Here is a 26,543-nt window from a genome sequence, read left to right as displayed (position 1 = left end):
GGGAAAATCGGCACTGGCAATGAAATTGCGATCGCCGCCTTGGTGCAACTGCTGCAATCAACTAATCTGGATGACTTTACCCGTTGGCGGGCAGCATCAAGTTTAGGGGAAATCGACCCAGGCAATGAAATTGCGATCGCCGCCTTGGTGCAACTGCTGCAATCAACTACTGTGGATGACTACACCCGTTGGCGGGCAGCAGAAAGCTTAGGGAAAATCGGCACTGGCAATGAAATTGCGATCGCCGCCTTGGTGCAACTGCTGCAATTAACTACTGTGGATGACCACATCCGTTGGCAGGCAGCAGATAGCTTAGGGAAAATCGGCACTGGCAATAAATTTGTGATCTCCGCCTTGGTGCAACTGCTGCAATCAAATAATGTGAATGACTTTACCCGTTGGCGGGCAGCAAATAACTTAGGGAAAATCGACACAGGCAATGAATTTGCGATCTCCGCTTTGGTGCAACTGGTGCAATCAAAAGATGTAAATGGCTTCACCTGTAGGCGGACAGTAATTAACTTAGGGAAAATCCTCGACATAGGCAATGAATTTGCGATCTTCTCTATTTGGGAGTCACTAGCAAACAGCTTAAAGAAAATCGGCACTGGCAATGAATTTGCAATCGCAGCTTTGGTGCAACTGCTGCAATCAACTACTGTGGCTGACTCCACCCGTTGCCAGGCAGCATCAAGTTTAGGGGAAATCGACCCTGGCAATAAATTTGCGATCGCCACCTTGGTGCAACTGCTGCAATCAACTACTGTGGATGACAACAGCCGTAGCCAGGCAGCATCAAGTTTAGGGGAAATCGACCCTGGCAATGAAATTGCGATCGCCACCTTGGTGCAACTGCTGCAATCAACTACTGTGGATGACTCCACCCGTAGGCTGGCAGCATCAAGCTTAGGGAAAATTATACAGAATAATCAGCATCGCATTGCGGTAGTCAAAACTTTAACTGGTTATTGGCAATTGGATAATGAGTACTACGATTTGGCCTGGGAATGCGCCCAGAATATGCCTTACCCCGATTTCTATCAAGCTTGGCATCAGCATAATTTTGCTACTCGTGCGATGCGAAGCTTAAAGAAAATACTCTTCACACGAATAATTTAAGTACTTTTGCGGCAACGACGTTACAAATTAAGTTTCCGCGGCGCAACAGCTTGTCAATTTGTTACCAAAACAGAAGCGGACGTTAAGAATAAAGTTGTTTTTGTTACCACAGCTTGTGCGTTCGTCCATAACACAAGTTGTTTGGTTCAGAATGCTTATCCGTTGTTACAGAAAACTTGTCCGTTCGTTCACAACACAAGTTGTTTTGTCCAGAATGCTTATCCGTTGTTACAGAAAACTTGTCCGTTCGTCCACAACACAAGTTGTTTTGTCCAGAATGCTTGTGTTTTTGTGACAAAACTTATGTCTTCGTTCACAACGCTTAAACAAAACTTATCAATGAAGTTGTTTCGTTACCACAGCTTAAGCAAAACTTATATATACAAGTCCTATACTATTACTACCACAACTCAGATTTACGAAAAGTTGGTACGATGCGATGATCGGAAATACTATACCTGTATCTCAACTGTGGAAAGGTATTGATGCCGAGTGAACCACCTTTGATTCAAGTCAAAGTTATGAATATGCGATCGCTATTCGCTGCATATTGAAGCATTTCTAGCGATACGGGCAATATTTCACAGCCTTTTGAAAATTATTCAATTACATTTTGAATCTGTTAATTATTAAAACCCGCTTTGCAAATTAAATTTAAACATTATGATGTATCTATGTAATTGTACAAGTAACTTTTTTATTCTTTGACAAATTAATACCGGGAGTTTTAAGTGATAAAAAACAATAGAAAAAAGGCTGTCGCTCAAGCTATTTCCACAGCCGTTGCTTTGGGCTGGGTAATAATGCAAGTGGAATCAGCACGGGCTGCTACCTTGACGGTTAACAATCTCAATGACAGTGGCGTTGGCTCATTGCGAGATACGATCAACATTGCAACTAGCAATGACGTGCTAGAGTTCTTATTGGGCAGTAATCCTAGTACAATTACCCTGACGAGTGGGGCACTTGCGATCGCTAAAAATCTTACTATTAATGGCCCAGGTGCTAACTTACTAACCATCAGTAGCAATAATCAATTCCCCGTGTTTGATATTAACGCCGCCGATGTTACACTTTCTGGGCTTGCGATCGCTGGTAATATCAATGGTTACGATTCTAGTAACCTAACGTTGATAAATAGTACTGTTACTAGTGACGATGTGAAGATAAATAACAGTACTGGCAATGTAACATTTATCAATAGCACTATAAACGGCAACAATAGTGTAGAGATCAATACTAGTGGACTGACTGTCAATAATGGTACTAACGTAACGGCTCCAACTAACAACGGCACTGCTGGGCAAATCAACGTTGGCGGCAATATTTCAGTAATAGGAGACAGCATTACCATTGGCAATTCTGGGCAAATCAACGGTGGTGACAATAATTCAGCACCAGGAGGCGGCATTACCGTTGGCAATTCTGGGGAAATTAACAGTGGTAGTAATAATGGAGGCAGTATAACTATTACAACCGGGAACCTTATAGTGACAACAAGAGTGCCGGAACCAAGTGCGATCGCTGGTACTATACTTGCTTGTAGTCTGGCTTGGCTGGCGAAGAGAAAGCAAGCAGCATTCCGTAAGACGAAGGTATAATTACGTATAAAAATTTCCAAACAGTTTAAATAATCAGCCCGCACAGGTGGGCTGATTATTTTATGAGTAATTAGTCGGACATAATATCAATTACCTGAAACTAAAATACTTCCAGGAATCCTTATTAAGCCTCAACTTTTACACCCTTCCAGAAAGCAACATAGCCCTCAATATTCTTAGCTTTTTCCTTAGCGCTGGGATAATACCAAGCAGCATCTTTATTGATTTGTCCATCAACGTCGATACTGTAGTAACTAGCGACACCTTTCCAAGGACAAGTAGTGTGGGTATTACTTTCTGTGAAGTACTGCTTGTTAATGGTGTCAACAGGGAAATAATGGTTGCCTTCCACAACTACTGTATTATCACTTTCGGCTAAAACTGCTCCATTCCAAATTGCTTTTGGCATAAATGACTTTGTAAATAAACTATACACATAATATTTTTACACTATCAGCTTATTTGTAGCGAAAGCCAGTATGAGCAACAAACCTCACCCGTCCATCCTGAGCGAATTAAAAAATACTGCCTCGTTTGGTTGCATTTCTGAGGAATAAAGTCGAGTTGCTAGTGCTGTATTATAAAACAAAAGCTAAAATCATCACACTCTACGCCATATACGCAAAACTCCATATTTTAAAATTGGAGTTTTACGTCAATGTAAGCAATTTAAATACATTTTATTTTTCGGATCGGAGAAAAAAATATGTCTAATGTGAGCATTGCAAAAGGTAGCTGCCTGTGTGGAGTAGTAAACGTTTCTACAACTCGTATGAGTAATCAGGTAGGAGCCTGTCATTGTAGTATGTGTCGTAACTGGGGTGGAGGCCCTTTGTTAGTAGTTGAGTGTGAAAGTGATGTTAGCTTCTCTGGTGAAGAAAATATCGGAGTTTATCAATCTTCAGAATGGGCAGAACGTGGATTCTGTAAGAAGTGTGGTAGCCATCTATTTTACAAATTGAAACAAAGTAACCAGTATTTCATACCTGTTGGACTATTCGATAGCTGTGAAGGTCTTGTTTTCGATCATCAGATATTCATTGATGAAAAGCCCAAATATTACTGTTTTGCCAATGAAACCAAGAATCTGACAGGAGCAGAGGTACTTGCACAGTTTGCACCTCCATCAGAGCGGTAAAGATTAGATTAAAAATCATTGATTATAAGCTTTAAAACAGTAGTCTTCTTTGAAGTCAGAAGTTGCAGTTGGTCTAAAATCAGAAGTTATTGAGAAAGTAGCAAAATCTGACTCTTCTTGGTTGGTAAGTGGACAGTGGGGTGTAGTTCATTGTGAAAAATCGAGATAATTTTTAAGACAAATATACGTATCTTCACTAATTAAAGCGTCGTCTACCCTACCCGTATCACCACAACCAGCTTAGGATAGACTAGAAGCAATTTTTGAGGAAAATGGTAGAAAAAATCACAGCTGTGTTTAATGGCAAAGTGTTTTATCCGGCTGAAGCGATCGCACTGCCAATCAATACCCGCGTACGAATCAGTGTTGAAATTTTACCGCCAAGTGAACATGAAACGGTATCATTTCTGCAAACGGCGCGATCGCTCAACCTCGAAGGGCCAGCTGACTGGTCTGCCAATATAGATAAATATTTATACAGTAAGTAAATTACTAAGTAAACTTTTCATGCATTCTGAAGTCTTTCTTGATACATCATTTGCCATTGCCTTATCTGCACCGAGCGATCGCTTACATGACCGTGCCTTACATCTGGCTAAAATGTTACAAGCAGCAGAAACTCGTTTGGTAACAACCCAAGCTGTGATGTTGGAAATTGGCAATGCCTTATCCCAACAACCTTATCGTCAAGCGGCAATTATATTATTAAATTCTCTAGTAGCAGACTCCAAAGTAGAAATTGTCCCCCTCTCCCAGGAACTCTACGAACGTGCTTTCCAGCTATATCGGGAACGAACAGAGAAAGAATGGGGATTTGTCGATTGCGTATCTTTTATTGTGATGGAATATAGCGGAATCACTGAAGCACTCACTGCTGATGAGCATTTTCAACAAGCAGGCTTTCGAGCATTACTGCGAGAAAATTTGCCTTAAAAATTGGGGATGGGGCGTTAGTTATTCACAAATGACTAATGACAAATGACTAATGACAATTAAATATTTCGTTACAATCGGTGTGTGCATTAGGCATTCAAGAGTTATCAGCCATGAAATTGATTTCCGATCCACCAATTCCTGTCAAAATTCAAAAGATGAAGGAACGGGTGCGATGGATGCATCCAAGTTTTGTGCAACGGGGAATTGATCAAACCAGTCTAGTTATTGACGATCGCAGGCAGGATAATCCAGAATTTTCCTTTATAGTTATCGGTGATTCTGGCACTAAGTCCCATTCTCGACACCACCCCCAACGACAAGTTGCCGAACTGATGCTTCCTCACCGCGATGATTGCAGTTTTGTGTTGCACACAGGCGATGTAATCTATGTGGTGGGTTCCCAAGAGTATTATTCAACAAATTTTATTGAGCCTTACCGGGAATTTCTTGTCGGTGGTGACAACCCGAAAAGCATTCCTTATGACCGCATGGTGTTTAATCTGCCGTTCTTGCCAGTACTCGGTAATCATGATTACTACGATGTGCCGTTGATGTACCGTTTATTGACTGGCACAACATCATCACTACGTCGCCTGTTCCGCTACAAAGATATCGAGATTGGCTGGCATGGATCGTATCAAGGTAATGCCTATGCACGGGCATTTATGGACTACACCCAGGCGATGTCCCCACAAGAGTTAGAACGTCATTTAGATCGCCACTACACTGCGAAGACTGATACAGGACGCTGTTTGCGTTATCAACCTGGACAGTTTACCCGCTTACCCAATCGCTATTACACCTTTCGTTACGGCGGGATTGACTTTTTCGCACTGGATTCTAATACCTTTAATACACCGTCACCCTTACCTGCGACTCAAGAAGGGAAAATTTACCGCCGAGAATTGCAAAAGCGTCGCGATGAGATCGATCAAGAAGAATTGCAGATTTTGAAAATATGCGATCGCCTCAACCCAGATAAACCAAGTGAAGCGGAACAACTTGATGACCTTAGCGCCAAATTAGACCAAATAGACGAAATCAAAATCGATATTGAAAAACAACTAGCATCTCATCAAATGCCTGCCATCGACTTTGAACAACTTGAATGGTTGCGAAGCAGACTAATCGAATCTTGGAATACCTCCGAAGTGCGCGGACGTGTAATCTTTTTCCACCATCCACCATACGTCACAGAAGCTACTAAATGGAATCAGGCACAAACCTTGGCGGTTCGCCATCGCTTGCGCTGGGTGTTTGAACAAGTGGCACAAACTCTTGGTTCTCTAATTAAAGAACGTCCCATAGTCGATTTGATTTTAAATGGACACGCTCACTGTTTAGAGCATCTTTGCACAACTGATACCGGATTTGCTGACTCTCACATTAACTGCATTATCTCTGGTGGTAGTGGTCATCGTCCCCGCTATCAACGCCGAGGTGGAACTGAATTGATGGAGACTTTTGCTGAGATTGCAGGTAAACCCACTCGGAAAGTTGCAGATTCAATGCTTTTTGTGGGTCGTCATGACTACAATTTCCAGAACCGACTGCCTTACTCATGCGTGCGGATTGATGTTCTGGATGGTTGCCCGCCTAAGTTTATCATTAGACCGCTGATTACTGAACGGGTTAAAGATGAGTGGTATAACAGTGAACTTGAACCTTTTGTGATTTAAGCGGGATGCGTGATTAACAGACGCGATGAATCGCGTCTCTACAAATTACCCATGTCACTTAAAAATCAAATCTAAGCGTTGCTGGGTTACTTTGAGTGAGTCTGCTGGCGAACTTTTACCCAACAATACAGATTCAATTGCTCGACCTACACTGTCAGAAATGCGATTGTAACCAGGAAATATCGGACGCGATCGCCCATATTTAGCTTGATCTAAAAATACCTTCACCTGGGGTATTTTATTTACAAAATCCTGATATTTTGGACTTTGACGAGACTTCAAATTCACCGGTAAATAGCCAGTTCCCAATGCTAATTCTGTCTGAAATTCTTCACTCAAAGCATATTCGACAAACTTAAAAGCTGCTCTTTCACGTTCCGGTGTGGTTTTGAAAAAGAAGAGATTCTCACCGCCAATAACAGTAGCAGGTTTTTCTCCAACCGGAATTGGAAAAACATCAAAATCGACACCAGTTTCTTGAAATTGCCCCAGAGTCCAAGGGCCATTTAATTGCATTGCGACTCTACCAGTCAGCAAGTCATCCGTCTCATAACCCCGTTCTGGGCCAGATAAAATAGCGGAACCGTCCGTAATTAAATTACGCCAGAATTGCAAAGCAGCGATCGCTCCTTGATTCTCTTGCAAATCTACTGCTGCCGCATTCTGTGAATCACCACTCACCAACTCGCCGCCACCACTCCACATAAACGGTAGCCAGGTGAACACTGTAAATTCTCCCTTTCCCAAAGGCAGAAACATCCCATATTGATCTGTTCGTCCATCACCATTAGTATCACGAGTTAATTTCCTTGCAACTTGTCCAAACTCCTGCCAAGTGCGGGGTAATTCAGTAATACCCGCTGCCTTAAACAAACTCGGACGGTAAAAAATACCAACATTATTCGTAGCAAAGGGCACAGACCAAATATTACCGTTGTATTTCATCGATTCATACAAAGCAGGGTCAATTTCGGCTTGAATTGAAGATTTTTCGAGCATTTCATCCAAAGGTAAAAGTGCGTCGAGTTCCACCAATTGACCTGCGATCGTCGGATTATACCACAACAAATCTGGAGGTGCATTTCCTACCACTGCCGCTAAAATCTTAGGCGTTTGCTGATCCTGTTGTCCAACATAAAGTGACTCAACTTGAATATCTGGATGGGATTGATTGAATTTGTCTACCAGCTTTTGCAGTACATCCCGATTTGGCGGCGGATTTACACCTTGCCACAGGGTTAAATGAATTATTTTATCTTCCTTAAGACCAGGTAGAATACTTTGACATCCAACTAAAGCTACTATGCCCACTAATAATACAAGGAGTAAGCTCCTAAAATAGTGTGACACTTTCTTACTTTTTCGCTTGGCATGGCGAGGAGGGTAAAAAAAATCGTGCATGATGTTAATTAAATTGGGTATTGGGCAAAACAGTTTCGAGTACTGAGTAAAGAAGTAAGACTACCCACTCAGCACTACTACTTCCCCACTCCCTTTTAGCATCGGAGCAAAAGCTAGGTATATCCTAAACTTGAATAGAGTTTTGATAATTTCAGATTATGGCAGGACACAGTAAATGGGCAAATATTAAGCGCCAGAAGGCCGTAGTAGATGCAAAAAAGGGCAAAACCTTCACTCAGTTATCCAGAGCGATTATCGTTGCTGCTAGAAGCGGTGTACCAGATCCGGCGCTGAATTTTCAACTCCGGACGGCAATTGACAAGGCAAAAGCAGCGAGTATCCCTAATGATAATATTGAACGAGCGATCGCTAAAGGTGCAGGCAATTTTGGCGGCGATAGTGCTACCTTTGAAGCGATTCGCTATGAAGGTTATGGCCCTGGTGGTGTAGCGATTTTAATCGAAGCCCTTACAGATAATCGCAATCGTACCGCTGCTGACTTGCGTGTAGCTTTTAGTAAAAATGGTGGCAATCTTGGTGAAACAGGTTGTGTTAGCTGGATGTTTGACCAAAAAGGCGTTTGTGTTGTGCAGGGTGAGGTTGACGAAGAACGGCTTTTAGAAGCATCCCTCGAAGGTGATGCCCAGTCTTATGAGATGAATGAAGATGAGATGGCTGAGGTATTTACTGATATTGGAAATTTAGAAACCCTTAGCCAGACACTCAAAAATCAAGGCTTTAAGGTAACTGATGCCGAATTGCGCTGGATTCCTAGTAATAGTGTAGAAGTTACTGATCCCGATCAGGCGCGATCGCTTTTCAAGTTAATTGACACTCTAGAAGCCTTGGATGACGTGCAAAATGTCACAGCTAACTTTGAAATAGCGGAAGAACTGATGGAACTCAGCATTTCTTAATCAAAATTTATGTCGGCATCATAGCCAAATTGCAGTTATAGCAGGAGGCTGGAGGCTGGAGGTAAAAGTATTACTATTCCTAGCCTTGNNCCTATGTGGCTACGGCTATATTTGGATGATGTCTTAAATCTTATCGAAACAGAATTCTGGCTCCTGAATTCTTCTTCAAATAGTTAAAGTTTTCCACAAAAAAGGCTCAAGCATTTTTGCCTGAGCCTTTTCCAGATTAAATTAAGTTACTTTCGTCGGTTTAACTTAGTAGCGGTTACGGTTGTAGCCACCGCCACCACCGCCACGGTTTCCACCGAAGGAACCACCACCACTTCTGTCTTCTCTTGGCTTGGCTTTATTTACTTTCAGGTCACGACCAAGCCACTCAGCACCATCAAGAGCTTCAATGGCTTTCGTTTCTTCATCTTCTGAACTCATTTCCACGAAAGCAAAGCCACGTAAACGACCTGTTTCACGGTCAGTAGGTAGTTGAACACGCTTTACAGCACCATATTCTGCAAATACAGCACTTAGCGCATCTTGTGTAACATCATAGGAGAGGTTACCAACGTAAATTGACATTAAATGTCTCCAAAATCATAAGTTTGTAGAGATTTAGATTTCGGAGAGAAGTCTGTAATACCAAAAGGGAAAAGCCTGTCAATACTAAAAACAAACACTGTCGCCGAATTAATTCTCATTTCACTTTCCATGATTACATAGCAACTGACTTTTTGGGAAAATGGTTGAAAAACTGTTATAAAAAGTTATATAAAGTTGCTGGCTAGTCCCCAAACCAAACCTACGAGGCTTAACTTTCCACTCTCTTTTCTAAATATTGACCAATCATCAACTGCTCACCAGCACGGGAGATAATGGTTTGTCTGGTGCGGTATTTGCTGCCAATTAGCTTTAACTCTTCCTCAAACACTGAACCGTTGTATTCAGTTCGCAAACACAGTGTTTTCGGGTTGGAGAAATAATACTGGGCGGTGACTGGTTTAGATATGGCAAAGCCGCGATCGCGATACAAAATGTTTCCCACAACCCCAAATATCGTCGAACCTTGCGACTCTTTCCTTGCTTTCAGCACATCCGTACTTTCCCATGTAACTGCTGCACCACAGATAAAACTATCTGTGTCAAACAAATCGTGCATCTGAGCTAGCTTTTGCAATTCATCACAGCCCTGCTCAAGAAAATTGATCGTAACGATACTCTCCATTTCCTTGGTTTCTCCTTCAGGTAGGGTGTAGTAACGCCTTTGCGATCGCCAATTACCCGCTGATTCTTGGAAAAATTCGGAAATCTGGGATTCATCAGCAGTTTGTGCAATTTTTAACAGAGATGTCACGTCTTACCTTCCTCACCTAATCCAAATATGTTTTTGGCAAAAGCTAATTCTTGACTGTTGTTGCCATAACACTGATTGCCCTGTCTCTCGCCATCTTACGCAAGGGGGTAAGAAAAAATAGTGTTTGCCATTACATTATAGACATAAAAAGCAATAAATCTTTAATATTTTTAACATTTTAAAGTACTGCAAATACTAAAAGTTGCAGTAGAATAGAATCTAGTATTGAATGTATAAAAAATCATTTTTTAAGACTGCCCATTATGTTAGAATATGAAACTTTTTGGCTCATATCTTTAGAAAAAGCCAGATTTAGCCTATGGGTAGATTCGAGAAAAATGACAAATATTTATACTAAGTTTATAATTTGTTAACTGCAAGAAGATTATCTACCTCTGCGTAAGAAGTAGAGCGGTGAGAAGTTTTGGACTTTTGTGGGAAAACAGTAGTTTTTGATGCAAAAAATTACTGTCAGACAGCTTATTCATTCTCGCCGTTTTTTGTTAATGATATCTCTCAAAATTACTTGATTAAAACACGGCTGTTTAACCCCAAAAGCTCCCCAATAGGAGAAAAATAAATGATTTTGGATGCAAATAAGCCGCACAAACAGGTGAAAATGACAGATCAAGTAGCCACTAACCAACTAATTAATATCCAGTTAGATTCAGTTGTGAAAACTGAAGTGGCTACCGCAGATTTAAAGAGTAGACTTCTTGCAAACAGCACTTGTGCAATAAGTGAAAAAGGGAAAGAAAGAAATTATTCCCTTTCTTCCAATTCTGTAAGAAGTTTATTAATTCCCTGTTTGGTGGGTATAGGACTGTTGACGGCGAGTTGCGGATCACTGCCCAAGGAATCAGCAGGAGCACAATCTCAGCAACCTGGTGGTGGAGAACGCGGTGGTGGAACACCTGTAGATGCGGCGATCGCTCGAACGGACTCGCTGCAAACACAACCAGAGTACACAGGTAATACAACACCTTTTCGGATTATATCAGTGCGATCGCAGGTAGAAGCCCGGTTGTTGGCTTTGAACTTAGATGTGGGCGATACAGTAAAGCTTGGGCAAAACGTCGGGCAGTTAGACGATGCCATCCTTTTGACCGAATTAAAGCAAGCAGAAGCAGAACTAGCAGCCCTCAAATCAGAAGTAGCTAGGGCAACTAATCAGGTAAGTAATGCCCGTGCAGACGTTGAACGGGCGCGGTTAGAAGTGGTGCAAGCTCAGGCAGACTCAAGACGGCAACAGGATCTATTCAAAGCCGGAGCGATCGCTCAACAATCAGCCGAACAAGCACGTACCCAGGCGCAAACAGCCGCCCAGGCACTACGGGCAGCCCAAGAGCAAGTCCGTACAGAACAGCAAGCCGTCGCTGCCGCCCAAGGTAGAGTACTTGCCCAACAGGCATTGGTTGCCCAAACCAAAGAGCGTAGGTCTTATGCTCGACTCACATCACCAATCACTGGCGTAGTCACAGAAAAGGTGACAGAACCAGGCAACCTTCTGCAAGCAGGTAGCGAAGTCTTGAAAATTGGTGACTTTAACCGTGTCAAAGTCGTCGTGCAAGTTTCCGAATTAGAACTATCACAAATTCAGGTTGGGCAATCTGTACAAGTTCGCTTAGATGCCTTCCCCAGCGAAACATTAACTGGCAGAGTTACGCGTATTTCCCCCGCTGCCGATGCCACATCTCGTTTGATACCTGTAGAAGTAGTGATTCCCAATACTCAAGGGAAGATTGGCAGCGGATTACTGGCGCGAGTCAATTTTGAAACTCAGACTCAACAGCGAGTAGTAGTGCCACAAACAGCTATTCAAAAACAAGCCGGGGCAGCAAAAGGAGCAGGAGGAGAGCAAGAAAACCCATCTGGGACGCTATTTGTTGTGAAAGATACAGAAGGTAAGGCAAAAGTAGCGGCGCGTGCTGTCACTTTAGGAAAAAGGGTTGATGGCAGAGTGGAAATTCTATCTGGCTTACAAGCCGGGGAGCGCTATGTTGTTCGCAGTGGTCAGCCCCTAAAAGATGGAGCCGCTGTACGTTTATCAATTCTTTCCGAAACAGCAGAGTCATCCCCTACAGGGAATTAAAAATTCAAAATGTCTTTTGGAATTTTCCATTTTGCCTTTTTAATTGGAGCGCAGCGACAGTAATGCAGCAAGTAAAAAACGGCGGCGGATTTAGTATCAGTGCCATATCAATCCGCCAACACATCGGCACACTCATGCTGACGTTGGCAGTGATAGTCTTAGGGTTCTTTTTTATCGCCAAGTTACCCGTAGATTTACTACCATCAATTACCTATCCTCGAATTGGTGTGCGAATACAAGCACCTGGAGTTTCCCCAGAGGTAGCAGTTGATGAAGTTACCAGACCCCTAGAAGAAGCCTTTGCGGCTACCGAGGGTGTGGTACAGATTTTTTCCCAAACTCGTGAGGGACAGATAAATTTGGATCTGTTCTTTCAACCAGGTGGCAATATTGACCAAGCTTTAAACGATGCGACAGCTGCTTTTAACAGAGCTAGAAGCACATTACCAGACGCCATCGAAGAACCACGCTTATTTAAAGTCGATCCTTCCCAATTGCCAGTTTACGAATTGGCATTAACTTCGCCCTCTCTAGAAGGCGTTGATTTGCGCGTTTTTGCCGAAGAAGAACTAGCCCGCGAACTGAGTGTTGTATCTGGAGTTGCAGGGGTAGATATATCGGGAGGAGTTCAAGAAGAAGTTAGGGTCAATATTGATTTGGATCGGTTGCAAGCTTTGGGTGTAGGTTTAACCGATGTCTTAGATGAACTCAGAGATCGCAACATAGATATTTCTGGTGGTCGGATTTTAGGGCAGAATTCTGAACCCTTAACCCGTACCGTTGGGCGGTTCCAAAATGCCAATGAAATTAGCAATCTTTCTTTTGAAGTCTCTTCTGCTCCTTCTTCCCCAGTCACCAGTACCCAGTCCCCAGTCGCCAGTACCCAATCCCCAGTCCCCAACCGCCGCGTCTATTTGCGCGACTTTGCTGAAGTCATTGATGGCTCAGAACAACAACGGGTGTACGTTCTACTCAACGGGGAAGAAGCTGTAAAAGTCAGCATCCAAAAGCAGCCCGATGCTAACACCATTAACGTTGTAGAGGGTGTGAAACAACGCTTAGAAGAACTCCGGCAATCTGGGGTAATTCCCGAAGGGACAGTTCTTACACCCACCTTGGATGAATCACGGTTTATTCGCAACTCTATCTCGAATGTTACCAGTTCTGGGTTGATTGGTACTGGACTAGCTGCGATCGCAGTTCTCCTATTTCTTGGTTCTCTACGACAAACTTTCATCATCGTCCTAGCCATCCCCTTAGCAACCCTAGCTGCCATCATCTTGATGGGGCTATTTGGCTTATCTATCAACGTTTTTAGTTTGGGTGGTCTAGCGCTGGGTGTGGGTATTGTGGTAGACAACTCCATCGTCATGTTAGAGAACATTGCCGAAGGGGCTGGGATGACTCCCGGTAAGGATAATAGAACCCGCTTGAATTCGCAGCAACTAATTTATCAAGCAGAAAAAAGTAGCCAAGAAGTAGAATCAGCTTTAATTGCTTCTACTAGTACAAACTTGGTAGCTGTATTACCGTTTTTGCTGATCGGCGGTTTTATCGCACTACTATTTAATGAGTTAATTCTCACCATCACCTTTTCAGTTGCAGCTTCAATTTTGATTGCCGTAACCGTTGTACCAATGCTTGCTTCCCGGATATTGGCATGGAAGTTTTCTAGCCGTCTGAGCGAATTTTGGTTTTTACGAAAGTTTAATAGCCGCTTTGATGCTTCTACGAGGGGATACGGCAGTTTTTTAGCAGGGATATTACGCTGGCGGGTGGCTACGGTAGCGATCGCTATTATCCTTTTTGGCGGCGGCAGTTTGTGGATGGCACCGCAAATTCCCCAAGAAATTCTTCCCCGCATCAACACCGGACAAGCCAACTTAAACGCCCAATTTCCTCCCGGTACACCTTTAGAAACCAACCAAAAAGTAATGGTTGCGGTGGATGAGATTATCCGCAAGCAGCCAGAAACAGAATATGTTTTCTCTACAATTGGTGGCTCCCTCTTTGGAAACGCTACCAATGCTAATGCCCTACGAGCTTCCAGCAATATTACCTTGAAGGCGGGTACTAATGTCCAAGCTTATGTAGAACGAGTTACCCAAGAGTTGAACAAGCTAAATTTAGCAGGAATTCGCCTGCGCCTTTCCCCTGGTCAAGTACGGGGTTTGATTCTCAGCAACTCTCCGATCCGTGGTGCTGATGTTGACGTGATGCTTCAGGGAAATGACGTAAATAATTTAGAAGAAGCTGGTCGTCAGGTACTAGCAGCCTTAGAAGAACAAGCTACATTAGCGAGATTTCGTCCCGATGCAGACGATCGCCAACCAGAAATTCAGATTCTTCCTGACTGGGAGAGAGTTTCAGCTTTGGGTTTAACTACCACACAAATTGGGGAAACAATTCAGACTGCTCTTGAAGGTAGCGTACCAACTCAGTTGCAACGCGGCAACCGTTTAATCGATGTTCGCGTCAAGTTGAATGAAAAATCATTGCAAGCAGCTTCTCAGTTGCAAAGGTTGCCATTGTTTGTCGATAACAATCGCCAAATTCGCTTGAGTGATGTTGCCAAAATTGCTGAAGCTCAAGCTCCAGGAGAAGTTCAGCGAATCAACCAGCGTCAGGTTTTCTTAATTGCTGGCAACTTAACACAGGGAGCTAGCCTTAGTGAGGCCCTAGAACAGGTCAGTACGGTACTAGATAGTCTAGATTTACCTGAAGGTGTCAGCCGCTTACCCAGTTCAGCAGCAGAATCTAATCAGCAACTCCAAAGCTCACTACAACTATTAGGTGGATTAGCTGCCTTTTTAGTCTTTGTGGTGATGGCGGTGCAATACAATTCCCTCATCGACCCGCTAGTAATTATGTTTACAATTCCCTTGGCATTAGCTGGGGGGATTTTTGGACTTTACATCACCAAAACTGCCATTGGCGCGACAGTGATTGTCGGCGCGGTTTTACTGGTGGGTATTGTAGTTAATAACGCCATCATCATGGTGGAATTGGCCAATCAAATTCTCGAACGGGAAAAAGTTGACCGGAAAACTGCGATTTTGAAAGCTGCACCTCAACGCCTACGACCAATATTAATGACAACCATTACCACAGTTTTAGGTATGTTTCCCCTAGCGTTAGGAATTGGGGAAGGTTCAGAATTTCTGCAACCATTAGGCGTGGTAGTGTTTTCGGGCTTATCTTTGGCAACAGTGCTGACGCTGTTTATCATCCCCTGTTTTTATACCCTGTTGCACGATTTGCTGGGTGGAAATTGGGCGAAGCCAGTGTTAATCCGGTTGCAGGGATTTACCAAAAAACTTACAAACTAATGAGCATTTAAGTTGCACATAGAGCTTCTGGTTTGATCAATAATTGCCAATATCTCAAGAGTGAGGAAGTTATGAGTTAAAATTCATACCTTCCTCACTTTTGTAAGTGTTAGCTAGCTAACAGAGTTTTTTCTAGAGAAGTCCAACGGAAAGCGCGATCGCCACCTCTCTCAATAATTACTTTTACTCGTGGTTCTAGCTGAGGTAAATTCGTTAAATACTCAACTTCCTCATTAGAAAGAATATGCCCTTCAATAATCCACAAGACCAGCCCCTTTGACTTTGGTGGTAACTGTTCTAGATGAGAATTGAGAATTGGGGGTAGATAGTACACCTGACCTACTGCTGCACCGCTACCAGTACTTTTTTTACCAAGATGAGGAGGTCTGACTCCATGAACTCTTGTGAGATACGCAGCTACGTCACCCAGTCCCTTAGCGGTAATGTGAAGGGTGGTATAGCCAGCAGCCCGTAGTCGGCGCTGATATCGACCTTCATAACCCCCTTCCAGAGGTACATACACTCCAAGAGCGCCAAATTTTTCCAGATCGCGGATTAAACCGTTGCCAGTGGTAATTAGTGCCATAGATTTTCGTCTTATCCCACTTAGATATCTCTATTATTTACCCTGAACCGATAGATTAAAAGCATTTTTTTGGGCATTGGGCATTGGGATTAGGGGAGAGGTGACAGGTGATAGGTGATAATCTGTACCCTGTAACCTATTTCCTGTTCCCTTACTTCGTCCCCACTCCCTAAAAATAACTCTATAAATTACTGGACAAACATAAATAAATAATTTATATTATTAGATTGTGACCAAAAACGCAAAGTAGTGAACTTCTCAACTGTCATTCTGGGGTAGTGTTAGCATAAAAAACTAACGAATAAATCCAAATTGGATAATCTGACTCAGATTGATCATAGACTGGTAAACTAGAAAAGCTTTCAGGTCAACATTGGAGCTTATGTAAGCTCCAGAGTAAGTTTACTCCTGTGCCTCTGAAAAAGTAGGCAAAATCTTAAACAATAGTTTAAGGTGTTTAGGGAAGTAAAGACTGAGCAGCAATGTTGGTTTCATGGCATTACGTCAGTCTCAGTTAGCGGATACTGGGCGGTAAAAACCGCTTAAGTCCAACTGCAACACGGCAGTAGCCAATCTCCGGGAAGCCGCCCTTGGGGCGTGTAAAAATCGGAAAACCCGCCGACAGCGCTGCCTCCAGAAAGTGCCAGAGCAATTGCTTGGACGAAAGCATTGCTGCACACAGCTTAAAGCTGTAGCGCCTTGCATTGATTCCAGAAGTTACCCCTTCCCAATATGAAGGGACTTGTGGCTGTTCTGGTGATCTAGTGAGTGAAGCTAAACAGATTCACCAAGCAGTACGGACACGGTTTGTTGTGTCCGAAAGCATTTGGAGCGGCTTATTAAAGCCATTCCAAATTTCGCAGGCTAACCCAGCCTAAACTGATGCGTACAAAGCGTGTCCTCTAGAGTCCAATTCCAAGGTCAGCAAGTAGAAAGGAGAACCAGTTATTGTGTCTGTAGGTATTCTCGGCACCAAGCTGGGCATGACCCAAATATTTGACGAAGCAGGAGTAGCTATTCCTGTGACTGTCATTCAAGCAGGGCCATGCACTGTTACACAAGTTAAAACGAAACAAACCGACGGTTACTTTGCCATTCAAGTTGGTTATGGCGAAGTCAAACCCAAGGCACTAAACAGACCACTACTGGGCCATTTGGCTAAATCATCTGCCCCAGCATTGCGTCACTTAAATGAATATCACACCGATAGCTCTAGCGATTATGCTTTAGGTCAAGAGATTAAAGCAGATATTTTTAGCGCAGGTCAAATTGTCGATGTAGTTGGCACAAGTATTGGTCGCGGCTTTGCGGGAAACCAGAAGCGCAACAACTTTGCTCGTGGGCCTATGTCACACGGTTCTAAAAACCACAGAGCGCCGGGTTCTATTGGTGCTGGTACAACACCAGGTCGTGTCTATCCAGGTAAGCGGATGGCAGGGCGTTTAGGTGGAAAACGCATCACAATTCGCAAACTGACCATAGTAAGAGTTGATGCAGAACGCAACTTATTGCTAATTAAGGGAGCTATTCCTGGTAAACCAGGTGCTCTAGTAAGTGTTGTGCCTGCAAAAGTAGTGGGATAGTCAAAAGTCATTAGTCAAAAGTCATTAGTGATTAGTCATTGGCTAAGGACAAATGGCAAAAGACAAATGACAAATGACAAATGACAAAGGACAAATAACAAAGATGGTTGAAAGCGTAGTTAAAAATTGGCAAGGAGAACAGGTCGGCGAGACGACCTTCGAGTTGCGCGTTGCCAAAGAAGAAACAGCGTCTCATATTGTGCACCGCGCCTTAGTACGGCAATTGACCAATGCTCGTCAAGGAAATGCCAGTACGAAAACTCGTGCTGAAGTCAGAGGTGGCGGACGCAAACCTTGGCGACAAAAAGGTACTGGTCGCGCTCGTGCAGGTTCTATTCGTTCACCATTGTGGCGTGGTGGTGGTGTGATCTTTGGGCCAAAACCCAGAGACTTCAACCTCAAATTGAACCGCAAAGAGCGACGTTTGGCACTGCGGACAGCATTTGTCAGCCGCATTGACGATTTGATAGTAGTAGAAGAATTTAGCACCGAGCTATCTCGCCCCAAGACTAAAGAATTAGTAGCAGCTCTTGCCCGTTGGGGAGTAGTACCAGAAAGCAAGGCACTGTTAATTTTGTCTGAAATTGCGGATACAGATAACGTTTATTTATCAGCCCGCAACATTGAAAATTTAAAACTAATTGCAGCCGACCAGCTAAACGTTTTTGATTTACTGCACGCTGACAAAATTGTAGTTACGGCATCAGCCCTAGAAAAAATTCAGGAGGTCTACAGTGCCTAGCTTTGACCCCCGCGACCTTGCCGACTTAGTGCGTCGCCCAATCGTTACAGAGAAAGCGACCATCTTGATGGAGCAAAATAAGTACACCTTTGAAGTAATTCCAAAGGCATCAAAGCCAGAAATCAAGGCTGCGATCGAAGATTTATTTCAGGTCAAGGTTGTAAAAGTCAACACCACCCTACCACCGCGTAAAAAGCGGCGCGTTGGTAAATTTATTGGTTATAAGCCCCAATATAAGCGAGCGATCGTCACCGTCGCACCTGGGGATGAAGACAAGATTAGACAAGTTCTATTCCCAGAAGTCTAAAAAAGTTAGGAGTTAGGAGTTAGGAGTTAGGAGTTACTATGCTCAAAACTCAACACTCAAAATTTCAAACTCAGCACTTAGCACTCAGCACTTAATAAATATGGGTACCCGTTCTTATCGCCCTTATACCCCCAGCACTCGCCAAGTTACAATCTCTGACTTTGCGGAAATTACCAAAACCGAGCCAGAAAAATCCCTAACAACCTCGAAGCATCGCGCCAAAGGTCGGAATAATCACGGACGGATTACTAGTCGTCGCCGGGGTGGCGGACACAAACAACTTTACCGGATCATCGATTTTAAAAGGGATAAACATAATATTCCTGCCAAAGTCGCAGCAATTGAATACGATCCTAACCGCAATGCCAGAATTGCCCTTTTGTATTACCAAGACGGCGAAAAACGGTACATTCTCCATCCCAACGGGTTGAAAGTTGGAACAATAATTATTTCTGGGCCAGAGGCTCCCTTTGAAGATGGTAATGCTTTACCGCTCTCGAAGATTCCTTTAGGTACTAGTGTTCACAACGTAGAATTCACTCCTGGTAAAGGTGGTCAAATTGTCCGTGCTGCTGGTGCTAGCGCCCAAGTCGTGGCAAAAGAAGGTAATTATGTAACTCTCAAGTTGCCTTCAGGAGAAGTCCGCTTAATTCGACGCGAGTGCTACGCCACCATTGGGCAAGTAGGCAACACCGACGCGAGAAACCTGAGTGCAGGTAAAGCCGGACGAAATCGCTGGAAAGGTCGCCGTCCTAAGGTTAGAGGTAGCGTCATGAACCCAGTGGATCACCCACATGGTGGTGGTGAAGGTAGAGCGCCTATCGGTAGATCGGGGCCTGTTACACCTTGGGGTAAACCCACATTGGGTGCAAAGACACGCAATCGCAAGAAACTTAGCAGCAAGTTGATTGTGCGTCGTCGTCGTAAGTCTTCTAAACGCGGTCGCGGTGGTCGTGAATCTTAAAGAGTTAGAAGTTATGAGTTATGAGTTATGAGTTGAATCTAAACTTATTAACTCCTCGCTCCTAACTCCTCACTCCTAATTCCTAAATCCTAAATCCAAAATTGAACTATGGGTCGTTCTCTAAAAAAAGGTCCTTTCGTTGCGGATCATCTCTTAAAGAAAATTGAAAAGCTCAACGACAACAACAGAAAAGAAGTTATTAAAACTTGGTCACGAGCTTCGACAATTTTGCCTCTAATGGTAGGTCATACTATCGCTGTTCACAACGGACGCCAACACGTTCCAGTTTTTGTAAATGAACAGATGGTAGGACACAAATTGGGTGAATTTGCCCCAACACGCACCTACAGGGGTCATGGAAAAAGCGACAAAAAAGCGGGTAGGTAGTTATTAGTCATTGGTCATTTGTCATTAGTCATTGGTCATTAGTTATTAGCTTTCGACAAAGGACAAAGGACAAAGGACAAAGGACGAAAGATAAAATTGGAGAAAATTATGGCTACTAATACTACTGAAGTAAAAGCGATCGCTCGTTTTATCCGCATCTCGGCCTACAAGGTGCGTCGGGTACTCGATCAAATCCGCGGGCGATCGTACCGAGAAGCGTTAATCATTCTGGAATTCATGCCCTATCGCGCCACTGAACCCATATTGAAGGTTCTCAGAAGCGCTGCTGCCAATGCCGAACACAACGCTGGGTTAGATCGGACTCAACTAGTGATTACTCAGGCTTATGCCGATCAAGGGCCGCCGTTGAAGCGGTTCCAGCCAAGAGCGCAAGGTCGAGCTTACCAAATTCGCAAGCCGACGTGTCATATTACTGTGGCCGTTGCAGCCGCCCCAGAAAAATAAGCACGTTTACACGAATAAATTGCGTAAAGTAAGAAATTTTAGAGGAAGCATTCGTGGGACAGAAGATTCATCCAGTTGGTTTTCGTCTGGGTATTACACATGAACATCAATCCCGTTGGTTTGCTGTTCCTGATCGTTATCCAGAACTTCTACAAGAAGATTACAAACTGCGTCAATATATAGAACAAAAGCTGGGTAGACAGGCTCAAAACAACGCCGGAATTTCCGAAGTACGGATTGAGCGGAAAGCCGACCAAATCGACTTGGAAGTACGCACAGCTAGACCTGGGGTAGTAGTAGGTCGTGGTGGACAAGGTATTGAATCCTTACGTACCGGACTCCAAGGATTGTTGGGTAGTAATCGTCAAATTCGGATCAATGTAGTTGAAGTTCAACGAGTTGATGCTGATGCCTACCTAATTGCTGAATACATTGCTCAACAATTGGAACGTCGGGTTTCCTTTCGGCGGGTAGTGCGGCAATCGATTCAACGTGCCCAACGTGCTGGTGTCCAAGGTATTAAAATCCAAGTTAGCGGTCGCCTCAACGGTGCAGAAATTGCCCGGACAGAGTGGACTCGTGAAGGTAGAGTACCTTTACATACCTTACGGGCTGACATTGACTACTCTTATTGCACAGCAAAAACTGTTTACGGCATTTTGGGTATCAAAGTATGGGTGTTTAAGGGAGAAATTATTCCTGGACAGGAACCAGAACCGCTACCACCAGCAAGCCGCGATCGCGAACGTGACCCACGCGATCGCGAACGTGAACCCCGTCGCCGTCAACAACAACGTCGTCGCCAGCAATTTGAAGACCGCTCAAATGAAGGATAAATCGTCATTAGTTATTAGTCATTAGTCATTAGTAAATGGCAGATGGCAAATGACAAATGACAAATGACAAATGACAAGTAACAAACCATGTTAAGCCCTAGAAGAACTAAATTCCGCAAACAACAGCGGGGACGGATGGAAGGACTAGCCAGCCGTGGTAGTACCCTCAACTTCGGTGATTTTGCACTCCAAGCTCAAGAACCTGCTTGGATTACCTCGCGTCAAATCGAGGCTTCCCGTCGGGCAATGACTCGTTATATTCGTCGGGGTGGACAAATCTGGATTCGGATTTTCCCTGATAAACCTGTAACCATGCGTCCTGCTGAAACCCGGATGGGTTCTGGTAAAGGTAATCCAGAGTTTTGGGTAGCTGTAGTCAAGCCAGGACGAATTTTGTTTGAAATCGGCGGGGTTTCTGAAGAAATCGCCCGTGAAGCTATGCGTTTGGCTTCATTTAAACTGCCCATCAAAACTAAGTTTATTGTGCGCTCTCAACCACAGGAGCAGGAGTAGCTTATGCCTCTTCCCAAAATTTCAGAAGCTAGAGAATTAAGTGACGAGAAGCTCTCTGATGAAATTGTCGCGATCAAAAGACAACTATTTCAGTTGCGCTTGCAAAAAGCCACCAGACAATTAGAAAAGCCCCACCAGTTCCGACAAATGCGCCACCGCCTAGCCCAATTGCTGACGCTAGAAACAGAACGCAAACGGGCAGCAAGTCAATCGGCTAAAGAAGAAAAGTAGGAGATTATGGCAGTTAAAGAACGAGTTGGCTTGGTAGTGAGCGATAAAATGCAAAAAACTGTGGTAGTTGCCATAGAAAACCGCGCTCCTCACCCCAAGTACGGCAAGATTGTGGTTAACACCCAACGATATAAAGTTCACGACGAAGAAAATCAGTGTAAAGTAGGCGATCGCGTTCGCATTCAGGAAACTAGACCCCTGAGTAAAACCAAGCGCTGGAAAATCACAGAAGTCCTGAACGTCAAGCCTGCTTAAACCTCATCGTTGTTAGTTTCTAACAACATTACAAGGGAGAATAATTGTGATTCAACCCCAGACTTACCTGAATGTCGCAGATAATAGCGGCGCCCGCAAACTAATGTGCATCCGCATCTTAGGCGGAGGCAATCGTCGTTATGGTTTTATTGGCGATAAGATTATCGCAGTTGTCAAAGATGCTACACCCAACATGGCTGTCAAAAAGTCTGATGTTGTGGAAGCAGTAATTGTCAGAACTCGTAAAGCTGTATCTCGTGACAGCGGCATGAGCATTCGCTTTGATGATAACGCCGCTGTAATCATCAACAAAGACGGTAATCCCAGAGGCACACGGGTTTTTGGCCCAGTTGCACGGGAACTGCGCGATAAAAACTTTACTAAAATTGTTTCTCTGGCTCCGGAGGTGCTTTAATGGCAACCAAACAGGGTACGCCCAAAGTATTCCACAAAATGCACGTTAAAACTGGCGACACTGTACAAGTGATTGCTGGTAAAGACAAAGGAAAAGTTGGCGAAATTACTCAGGCACTTCCCCAACTGAGTAAAGTCATCGTCAAAGGTGTCAACATCAAGACCAAGCACGTCAAACCCCAGCAAGAAGGGGAATCAGGGCGAATTATTACCCAAGAATTCCCGATTCATAGCTCTAACGTTATGCTTTATTCCACCAAGCAAAACGTTGCCAGTCGTGTTGGTTACACCTTTACCTCAGAAGGCAAAAAGGTCAGAAAACTCAAGAAAACTGGCGAAATTCTGGATAAATAGTTAGAAGTTACGAATTAAGAGTTAAGAATTAAATTTAACTCATAACTCATAACTCATAACTCATAACTCATAACTTTGTTCCCTGACCAAGCCCAGGGATATCAGGACAAAAAACTATGGCGACAACAAGACTCAAAACCTTATATCAAGAGACAATCGTCCCCAAACTGATCAATCAGTTTCAATATACCAACGTTCATGAAGTACCGAAGTTGGTAAAGGTTACGATTAACCGAGGTTTGGGTGAAGCAGCTCAAAATGCGAAGTCACTAGAGGCATCCATCAACGAAATTGCCTTAGTAACTGGTCAAAAACCAGTAGTGACAAGGGCGAAAAAGGCGATCGCTGGCTTTAAGATTCGTCAGGGGATGCCTGTGGGGATCATGGTTACCCTCAGAGCCGAACGGATGTATGCCTTTTTCGACCGGCTAGTTAGCCTGTCACTACCCAGAATTCGAGATTTTCGCGGCGTTAGCCCTAAAAGCTTTGACGGACGCGGTAACTACACTTTGGGTGTACGAGAACAGCTAATTTTTCCAGAAGTCGAATACGACAGCATCGATCAAGTGCGTGGGATGGATATTTCCATCATCACCACAGCAAAAAACGACGAAGAGGGACGCGCCTTACTTAAAGAATTAGGAATGCCCTTTCGCGATCAATAAGTTCATCTATAGAGGGAACGATGGCGGCTAACGACACAATTGCAGATATGCTGACGCGCATCCGCAATGCCAACCTGGCGCGGCATCAAACTACACAAGTGCCAGCGACAAAAATGACCCGGAGCATTGCCAAAGTGCTACGGGAGGAAGGCTTTATTGCTGAAATCGAAGAAGCAGAAGAAGGGGTAAAACACAATCTGGTGATTTCCCTGAAATACAAGGGTAAAAACCGTCAGCCTCTGATCACCGCCTTAAAGCGGGTCAGTAAGCCTGGCTTGCGTGTTTACTCCAATAAAAAAGAATTACCAAGGGTACTAGGCGGCATTGGCATTGCCATTATTTCTACATCCAGTGGTATTATGACTGACCGCGAAGCGCGGCGTCAGAACTTGGGTGGCGAAGTGCTTTGTTACGTTTGGTAGTCATTGGTCATTAGTCATTAGTCATTTGTTATTAGCGAAATACAAAGGACGAAAGACAAATAACAAAGGACAAAGGACAAATAACAAAGGACAAAGGACAAAAATTCATGTCTCGTATTGGTAAACGTCCAATTACTATTCCCGCCAAAGTTCAAGTGGCGATCGATGGTACGAAAATTGTGGTGAAAGGCCCGAAAGGAGAACTTTCTCGCACTCTCAGAGATAATGTCTCACTCTCTCAAGAGGGGGAAATATTACACGTAAATCGTCGGGATGAAACTCGGACATCGAAGCAATTGCACGGCTTGAGCCGCACTTTAGTTGCCAACATGGTTGAGGGAGTGTCCCAGGGTTTTCAGCGCCGTTTGGAAATTCAAGGTGTTGGTTATAGGGCACAACTTCAAGGGCGTAACCTAGTTTTGAATATGGGTTACAGCCATCAAGTGCAAATTGAACCACCAGAAGGAATTCAGTTTGCTGTAGAAGGTACCACTAACGTCATTGTCAGTGGCTATGACAAAGAAATCGTAGGTAACACAGCCGCCAAAATTCGTGCTGTTCGTCCACCAGAACCTTATAAAGGTAAAGGCATTCGCTATGCCGGTGAAGTGGTTAGACGGAAAGCTGGTAAGACTGGTAAGGGTGGTAAGAAGTAGAAATGAAACTTACTCGTAGAGAATCAAAAAATCGTCGTCATCGACGCGTTCGTGGCAAAGTTATTGGCTCCCCAGAACGTCCGCGTTTAGCGGTGTTTCGTTCAAATGAGCATATTTATGCCCAGTTAATTGATGATACTCAGCATCAAACAATCGTGTCCGCATCGACCGTAGAACCAGATTTGAAATCTAGTTTAGCGTCATGTGCAAATCGCGACGCATCGGCGCAAGTTGGTAAGTTGATTGCAGTGCGATCGCTAGAAAAAGGCATTACCAAAGTAGTCTTTGATCGCGGTGGTAACTTATATCATGGTCGTGTCAAAGCACTAGCTGATGCAGCACGCGAAGCTGGTTTAGATTTCTAAAGTCATTAGTCATTGAGTCATTAGTCATTAGTCATTGGTCATTAGTGAATAAACAAAGGACAAATGACAAAGGACAAAGGACAAATGACAACTGACAACTGACAAATGACGTTCACCAGAGCATAAATTATGGCAACAGAGCGTAAAAGTAAAACAAAGCGTGCCAAAAAAGAAGAAACCACTTGGCAAGAGCGGGTTATCCAAATCCGCCGCGTAAGTAAAGTGGTCAAAGGTGGTAAAAAACTCAGCTTCCGAGCGATCGTTGTCGTTGGCAACGAACGCGGTCAAGTTGGAGTTGGAGTAGGCAAAGCCTCAGATGTAATTGGCGCCGTCAAAAAAGGCGTAGCCGACGGCAAAAAACACCTCATTGATATCCCAATCACTAAATCAAACTCCATCCCTCATCCTATTGATGGTGTTGGTGGCGGTGCAAAAGTGATTATGCGTCCAGCCGCACCTGGTACTGGGGTAATTGCCGGTGGTGCTGTGCGAACTGTGTTGGAATTAGCAGGAGTTCGTAACGTTTTAGCCAAGCAACTAGGCTCCAACAATCCGCTCAATAATGCTAGAGCCGCAGTTAATGCCTTATCTACACTGCGTACCCTTTCTGAAGTCGCCGAAGATCGCGGTATTCCTATTCAAAATCTCTACATCTAACTAGTCATTTGTCCTTAGTCAGTAGTTCTTTGTTCTGAACAAATGACAAACGACAATGACAAATGACGAATGACAAATGACAAATGACATTTTTAGCTTATGAGACTCCATGATGTTAAGCCACAAAAAGGCTCAAAGAAACGCAAGAAGCGTGTAGCTAGAGGTATTTCTGCCGGACAAGGTGCTAGTGCCGGTCTAGGTATGCGGGGTCAAAAATCTCGTTCTGGTAGTGGGACTCGACCGGGTTTTGAAGGTGGTCAACAGCCATTGTACCGCCGCTTACCTAAGCTGAAGGGCTTTCCAATCGTTAATCAGAAGATTTACACTACGATTAATGTAGAGAAGCTAGCCTCCCTTCCCGCTAATACGGAAGTAACTTTGACCTCATTGAAAGCCGCAGGTATCCTGACTGCTGTCAAAGGGCCATTAAAAGTTTTAGGTAACGGGGAATTGAGTATTCCGCTCAAAGTGCAAGCGGCAGCTTTTACAGTTTCAGCTCGTAGCAAAATTGAGGCAGCTGGTGGTAGTTGTGAAGTCTTATGAGTGAGCCGGAACAGCGCACTTAAATGCAAGCCAACTCGCTG

32 protein-coding genes are annotated in these 26,543 nt (G+C 43.9%); 27 read left to right on the top strand and 5 right to left on the bottom strand.

What is annotated here, in order from left to right:
- Both A4S05_RS15915 and A4S05_RS15910 read left to right on the top strand, forming a co-directional pair.
- A partial coding sequence (locus A4S05_RS15915; RefSeq protein WP_141699728.1) for a HEAT repeat domain-containing protein occupies nt 1-1,119 on the top strand: 1,119 nt, incomplete at its 5' end.
- A 731-nt stretch (nt 1,120-1,850) separates the two neighbouring features.
- Complete coding sequence (locus tag A4S05_RS15910; protein WP_069070792.1) at nt 1,851-2,720, top strand: PEP-CTERM sorting domain-containing protein; 870 nt, start codon at nt 1,851-1,853, stop codon at nt 2,718-2,720.
- Between the two features lie 124 nt (nt 2,721-2,844).
- On the opposite strand, the gene A4S05_RS15905 is transcribed toward A4S05_RS15910, so the two are convergent.
- Nucleotides 2,845-3,129 carry a DUF427 domain-containing protein gene (locus tag A4S05_RS15905; protein ID WP_069070791.1) on the bottom strand — a complete coding sequence of 95 codons (285 nt, stop codon included), beginning with the start codon at nt 3,127-3,129 and terminating at the stop codon, nt 2,845-2,847.
- 297 nt (nt 3,130-3,426) lie between these two features.
- On the opposite strand from A4S05_RS15905, the gene A4S05_RS15900 reads away from it, so the two are divergent.
- The 4 genes from A4S05_RS15900 (at nt 3,427) to A4S05_RS15885 (ending at nt 6,473) form a co-directional block, all read left to right on the top strand.
- On the top strand, nt 3,427-3,858 hold the full coding sequence (locus A4S05_RS15900; protein ID WP_069070790.1) for a GFA family protein: 432 nt from the start codon (nt 3,427-3,429) through the stop codon (nt 3,856-3,858).
- A 272-nt stretch (nt 3,859-4,130) separates the two neighbouring features.
- Nucleotides 4,131-4,346 (top strand): hypothetical protein, encoded by a 216-nt coding sequence (locus A4S05_RS15895; protein ID WP_069070789.1) that lies wholly within the window; start codon nt 4,131-4,133, stop codon nt 4,344-4,346.
- Nucleotides 4,347-4,365: 19 nt separating this feature from the next.
- Complete coding sequence (locus A4S05_RS15890; RefSeq protein ID WP_069070788.1) at nt 4,366-4,791, top strand: type II toxin-antitoxin system VapC family toxin; 426 nt, start codon at nt 4,366-4,368, stop codon at nt 4,789-4,791.
- A 113-nt stretch (nt 4,792-4,904) separates the two neighbouring features.
- Entirely contained in the window at nt 4,905-6,473 is a 1,569-nt protein-coding gene (locus tag A4S05_RS15885; protein ID WP_069070787.1) for a metallophosphoesterase family protein, read from the top strand.
- A 54-nt stretch (nt 6,474-6,527) separates the two neighbouring features.
- Here the strand turns inward: A4S05_RS15885 and A4S05_RS15880 are convergent, their stop codons facing one another.
- On the bottom strand, nt 6,528-7,874 hold the full coding sequence (locus tag A4S05_RS15880) for an ABC transporter substrate-binding protein (RefSeq protein WP_256090993.1): 1,347 nt from the start codon (nt 7,872-7,874) through the stop codon (nt 6,528-6,530).
- Nucleotides 7,875-8,032: 158 nt separating this feature from the next.
- Between A4S05_RS15880 and A4S05_RS15875 the strand changes: the two genes are divergently transcribed.
- On the top strand, nt 8,033-8,791 hold the full coding sequence (locus tag A4S05_RS15875) for a YebC/PmpR family DNA-binding transcriptional regulator (RefSeq protein ID WP_069070786.1): 759 nt from the start codon (nt 8,033-8,035) through the stop codon (nt 8,789-8,791).
- 255 nt (nt 8,792-9,046) lie between these two features.
- Here the strand turns inward: A4S05_RS15875 and A4S05_RS15870 are convergent, their stop codons facing one another.
- The gene (locus A4S05_RS15870) at nt 9,047-9,364 is read right to left on the bottom strand and encodes an RNA recognition motif domain-containing protein (RefSeq protein ID WP_069070785.1); all 318 of its coding nucleotides are present in this window, start codon (nt 9,362-9,364) and stop codon (nt 9,047-9,049) included.
- Between the two features lie 229 nt (nt 9,365-9,593).
- Nucleotides 9,594-10,136, bottom strand: coding sequence for a phycobiliprotein lyase (locus A4S05_RS15865; protein WP_069070784.1), 543 nt, complete (start codon nt 10,134-10,136; stop codon nt 9,594-9,596).
- A gap of 580 nt (nt 10,137-10,716) precedes the next feature.
- Here A4S05_RS15865 and A4S05_RS15860 point away from each other — a divergent pair.
- Nucleotides 10,717-12,228, top strand: coding sequence for an efflux RND transporter periplasmic adaptor subunit (locus A4S05_RS15860; RefSeq protein WP_069070783.1), 1,512 nt, complete (start codon nt 10,717-10,719; stop codon nt 12,226-12,228).
- A 62-nt stretch (nt 12,229-12,290) separates the two neighbouring features.
- On the top strand, nt 12,291-15,557 hold the full coding sequence (locus A4S05_RS15855) for an efflux RND transporter permease subunit (protein ID WP_069070782.1): 3,267 nt from the start codon (nt 12,291-12,293) through the stop codon (nt 15,555-15,557).
- A 109-nt stretch (nt 15,558-15,666) separates the two neighbouring features.
- On the opposite strand, the gene A4S05_RS15850 is transcribed toward A4S05_RS15855, so the two are convergent.
- Nucleotides 15,667-16,143, bottom strand: a complete 477-nt coding sequence (locus A4S05_RS15850; protein ID WP_069070781.1) for an NAD(P)H-quinone oxidoreductase subunit N — start codon at nt 16,141-16,143, stop codon at nt 15,667-15,669.
- 950 nt (nt 16,144-17,093) lie between these two features.
- On the opposite strand from A4S05_RS15850, the gene rplC reads away from it, so the two are divergent.
- The 18 genes from rplC to rplO all read left to right on the top strand — a co-directional run bounded on the left by rplC (nt 17,094) and on the right by rplO (nt 26,502).
- Nucleotides 17,094-17,726, top strand: coding sequence for a 50S ribosomal protein L3 (gene rplC / locus A4S05_RS15845; protein WP_069070780.1), 633 nt, complete (start codon nt 17,094-17,096; stop codon nt 17,724-17,726).
- A 103-nt stretch (nt 17,727-17,829) separates the two neighbouring features.
- Nucleotides 17,830-18,468: a 50S ribosomal protein L4 gene (rplD, locus tag A4S05_RS15840; protein ID WP_069070797.1), complete on the top strand. Its 639-nt coding sequence runs from the start codon at nt 17,830-17,832 to the stop codon at nt 18,466-18,468.
- Complete coding sequence (locus tag A4S05_RS15835; RefSeq protein ID WP_069070779.1) at nt 18,461-18,775, top strand: 50S ribosomal protein L23; 315 nt, start codon at nt 18,461-18,463, stop codon at nt 18,773-18,775. Before rplD ends, A4S05_RS15835 begins: the two co-directional genes overlap by 8 nt.
- Nucleotides 18,776-18,875: 100 nt before the next feature.
- Entirely contained in the window at nt 18,876-19,739 is an 864-nt protein-coding gene (gene rplB / locus A4S05_RS15830) for a 50S ribosomal protein L2 (RefSeq protein ID WP_069070778.1), read from the top strand.
- A 108-nt stretch (nt 19,740-19,847) separates the two neighbouring features.
- Nucleotides 19,848-20,126, top strand: coding sequence for a 30S ribosomal protein S19 (rpsS, locus tag A4S05_RS15825; RefSeq protein WP_012410721.1), 279 nt, complete (start codon nt 19,848-19,850; stop codon nt 20,124-20,126).
- A gap of 108 nt (nt 20,127-20,234) precedes the next feature.
- The gene (rplV, locus tag A4S05_RS15820; RefSeq protein WP_069070777.1) at nt 20,235-20,591 is read left to right on the top strand and encodes a 50S ribosomal protein L22; all 357 of its coding nucleotides are present in this window, start codon (nt 20,235-20,237) and stop codon (nt 20,589-20,591) included.
- Nucleotides 20,592-20,644: 53 nt separating this feature from the next.
- A complete protein-coding gene (rpsC, locus tag A4S05_RS15815) occupies nt 20,645-21,427 on the top strand; it encodes a 30S ribosomal protein S3 (RefSeq protein ID WP_069070776.1) in 783 nt (260 codons plus the stop codon).
- Nucleotides 21,428-21,514: 87 nt separating this feature from the next.
- Complete coding sequence (rplP, locus tag A4S05_RS15810; RefSeq protein ID WP_069070775.1) at nt 21,515-21,940, top strand: 50S ribosomal protein L16; 426 nt, start codon at nt 21,515-21,517, stop codon at nt 21,938-21,940.
- A gap of 3 nt (nt 21,941-21,943) precedes the next feature.
- A complete protein-coding gene (gene rpmC, locus A4S05_RS15805; protein WP_069070774.1) occupies nt 21,944-22,171 on the top strand; it encodes a 50S ribosomal protein L29 in 228 nt (75 codons plus the stop codon).
- A 6-nt stretch (nt 22,172-22,177) separates the two neighbouring features.
- Nucleotides 22,178-22,426: a 30S ribosomal protein S17 gene (gene rpsQ / locus A4S05_RS15800; RefSeq protein WP_069070773.1), complete on the top strand. Its 249-nt coding sequence runs from the start codon at nt 22,178-22,180 to the stop codon at nt 22,424-22,426.
- A 46-nt stretch (nt 22,427-22,472) separates the two neighbouring features.
- Complete coding sequence (gene rplN, locus A4S05_RS15795; protein WP_069070772.1) at nt 22,473-22,841, top strand: 50S ribosomal protein L14; 369 nt, start codon at nt 22,473-22,475, stop codon at nt 22,839-22,841.
- Nucleotides 22,841-23,194, top strand: a complete 354-nt coding sequence (rplX, locus tag A4S05_RS15790; RefSeq protein WP_069070771.1) for a 50S ribosomal protein L24 — start codon at nt 22,841-22,843, stop codon at nt 23,192-23,194. Before rplN ends, rplX begins: the two co-directional genes overlap by 1 nt.
- 116 nt (nt 23,195-23,310) lie before the next feature.
- Entirely contained in the window at nt 23,311-23,859 is a 549-nt protein-coding gene (gene rplE / locus A4S05_RS15785; RefSeq protein WP_069070770.1) for a 50S ribosomal protein L5, read from the top strand.
- A gap of 20 nt (nt 23,860-23,879) precedes the next feature.
- Nucleotides 23,880-24,281, top strand: coding sequence for a 30S ribosomal protein S8 (gene rpsH / locus A4S05_RS15780; protein WP_069070769.1), 402 nt, complete (start codon nt 23,880-23,882; stop codon nt 24,279-24,281).
- A gap of 107 nt (nt 24,282-24,388) precedes the next feature.
- Nucleotides 24,389-24,937, top strand: a complete 549-nt coding sequence (gene rplF / locus A4S05_RS15775; RefSeq protein WP_069070768.1) for a 50S ribosomal protein L6 — start codon at nt 24,389-24,391, stop codon at nt 24,935-24,937.
- Between the two features lie 2 nt (nt 24,938-24,939).
- Nucleotides 24,940-25,302, top strand: coding sequence for a 50S ribosomal protein L18 (gene rplR, locus A4S05_RS15770; RefSeq protein ID WP_069070767.1), 363 nt, complete (start codon nt 24,940-24,942; stop codon nt 25,300-25,302).
- Between the two features lie 129 nt (nt 25,303-25,431).
- The gene (rpsE, locus tag A4S05_RS15765) at nt 25,432-25,959 is read left to right on the top strand and encodes a 30S ribosomal protein S5 (protein ID WP_069070766.1); all 528 of its coding nucleotides are present in this window, start codon (nt 25,432-25,434) and stop codon (nt 25,957-25,959) included.
- Between the two features lie 99 nt (nt 25,960-26,058).
- Entirely contained in the window at nt 26,059-26,502 is a 444-nt protein-coding gene (gene rplO, locus A4S05_RS15760; protein WP_069070765.1) for a 50S ribosomal protein L15, read from the top strand.
- Nucleotides 26,503-26,543 lie beyond the last annotated feature (41 nt).

The organism is Nostoc sp. KVJ20, from assembly GCF_001712795.1.
Taxonomy (GTDB): domain Bacteria; phylum Cyanobacteriota; class Cyanobacteriia; order Cyanobacteriales; family Nostocaceae; genus Nostoc.
This window is presented reverse-complemented; position numbering and strand designations above follow the sequence as displayed.

Excerpts from the sequence above, each read along its gene's own strand:
- A4S05_RS15905 (WP_069070791.1), bottom strand. The coding sequence starts at position 3,129 with ATGCCAAAAGCAATTTGGAATGGAGCAGTTTTAGCCGAAAGTGATAAT.
- A4S05_RS15900 (WP_069070790.1), top strand. The coding sequence starts at position 3,427 with ATGTCTAATGTGAGCATTGCAAAAGGTAGCTGCCTGTGTGGAGTAGTA.
- A4S05_RS15895 (WP_069070789.1), top strand. The coding sequence starts at position 4,131 with ATGGTAGAAAAAATCACAGCTGTGTTTAATGGCAAAGTGTTTTATCCG.
- A4S05_RS15890 (WP_069070788.1), top strand. The coding sequence starts at position 4,366 with ATGCATTCTGAAGTCTTTCTTGATACATCATTTGCCATTGCCTTATCT.
- A4S05_RS15885 (WP_069070787.1), top strand. The coding sequence starts at position 4,905 with ATGAAATTGATTTCCGATCCACCAATTCCTGTCAAAATTCAAAAGATG.
- A4S05_RS15880 (WP_256090993.1), bottom strand. The coding sequence starts at position 7,874 with ATGCACGATTTTTTTTACCCTCCTCGCCATGCCAAGCGAAAAAGTAAG.
- A4S05_RS15875 (WP_069070786.1), top strand. The coding sequence starts at position 8,033 with ATGGCAGGACACAGTAAATGGGCAAATATTAAGCGCCAGAAGGCCGTA.
- A4S05_RS15870 (WP_069070785.1), bottom strand. The coding sequence starts at position 9,364 with ATGTCAATTTACGTTGGTAACCTCTCCTATGATGTTACACAAGATGCG.
- A4S05_RS15860 (WP_069070783.1), top strand. The coding sequence starts at position 10,717 with ATGATTTTGGATGCAAATAAGCCGCACAAACAGGTGAAAATGACAGAT.
- A4S05_RS15855 (WP_069070782.1), top strand. The coding sequence starts at position 12,291 with ATGCAGCAAGTAAAAAACGGCGGCGGATTTAGTATCAGTGCCATATCA.
- A4S05_RS15850 (WP_069070781.1), bottom strand. The coding sequence starts at position 16,143 with ATGGCACTAATTACCACTGGCAACGGTTTAATCCGCGATCTGGAAAAA.
- rplD (WP_069070797.1), top strand. The coding sequence starts at position 17,830 with ATGGTTGAAAGCGTAGTTAAAAATTGGCAAGGAGAACAGGTCGGCGAG.
- rplB (WP_069070778.1), top strand. The coding sequence starts at position 18,876 with ATGGGTACCCGTTCTTATCGCCCTTATACCCCCAGCACTCGCCAAGTT.
- rpsS (WP_012410721.1), top strand. The coding sequence starts at position 19,848 with ATGGGTCGTTCTCTAAAAAAAGGTCCTTTCGTTGCGGATCATCTCTTA.
- rplV (WP_069070777.1), top strand. The coding sequence starts at position 20,235 with ATGGCTACTAATACTACTGAAGTAAAAGCGATCGCTCGTTTTATCCGC.
- rplP (WP_069070775.1), top strand. The coding sequence starts at position 21,515 with ATGTTAAGCCCTAGAAGAACTAAATTCCGCAAACAACAGCGGGGACGG.
- rpmC (WP_069070774.1), top strand. The coding sequence starts at position 21,944 with ATGCCTCTTCCCAAAATTTCAGAAGCTAGAGAATTAAGTGACGAGAAG.
- rpsQ (WP_069070773.1), top strand. The coding sequence starts at position 22,178 with ATGGCAGTTAAAGAACGAGTTGGCTTGGTAGTGAGCGATAAAATGCAA.
- rplX (WP_069070771.1), top strand. The coding sequence starts at position 22,841 with ATGGCAACCAAACAGGGTACGCCCAAAGTATTCCACAAAATGCACGTT.
- rplE (WP_069070770.1), top strand. The coding sequence starts at position 23,311 with ATGGCGACAACAAGACTCAAAACCTTATATCAAGAGACAATCGTCCCC.
- rpsH (WP_069070769.1), top strand. The coding sequence starts at position 23,880 with ATGGCGGCTAACGACACAATTGCAGATATGCTGACGCGCATCCGCAAT.
- rplF (WP_069070768.1), top strand. The coding sequence starts at position 24,389 with ATGTCTCGTATTGGTAAACGTCCAATTACTATTCCCGCCAAAGTTCAA.
- rplR (WP_069070767.1), top strand. The coding sequence starts at position 24,940 with ATGAAACTTACTCGTAGAGAATCAAAAAATCGTCGTCATCGACGCGTT.
- rpsE (WP_069070766.1), top strand. The coding sequence starts at position 25,432 with ATGGCAACAGAGCGTAAAAGTAAAACAAAGCGTGCCAAAAAAGAAGAA.
- rplO (WP_069070765.1), top strand. The coding sequence starts at position 26,059 with ATGAGACTCCATGATGTTAAGCCACAAAAAGGCTCAAAGAAACGCAAG.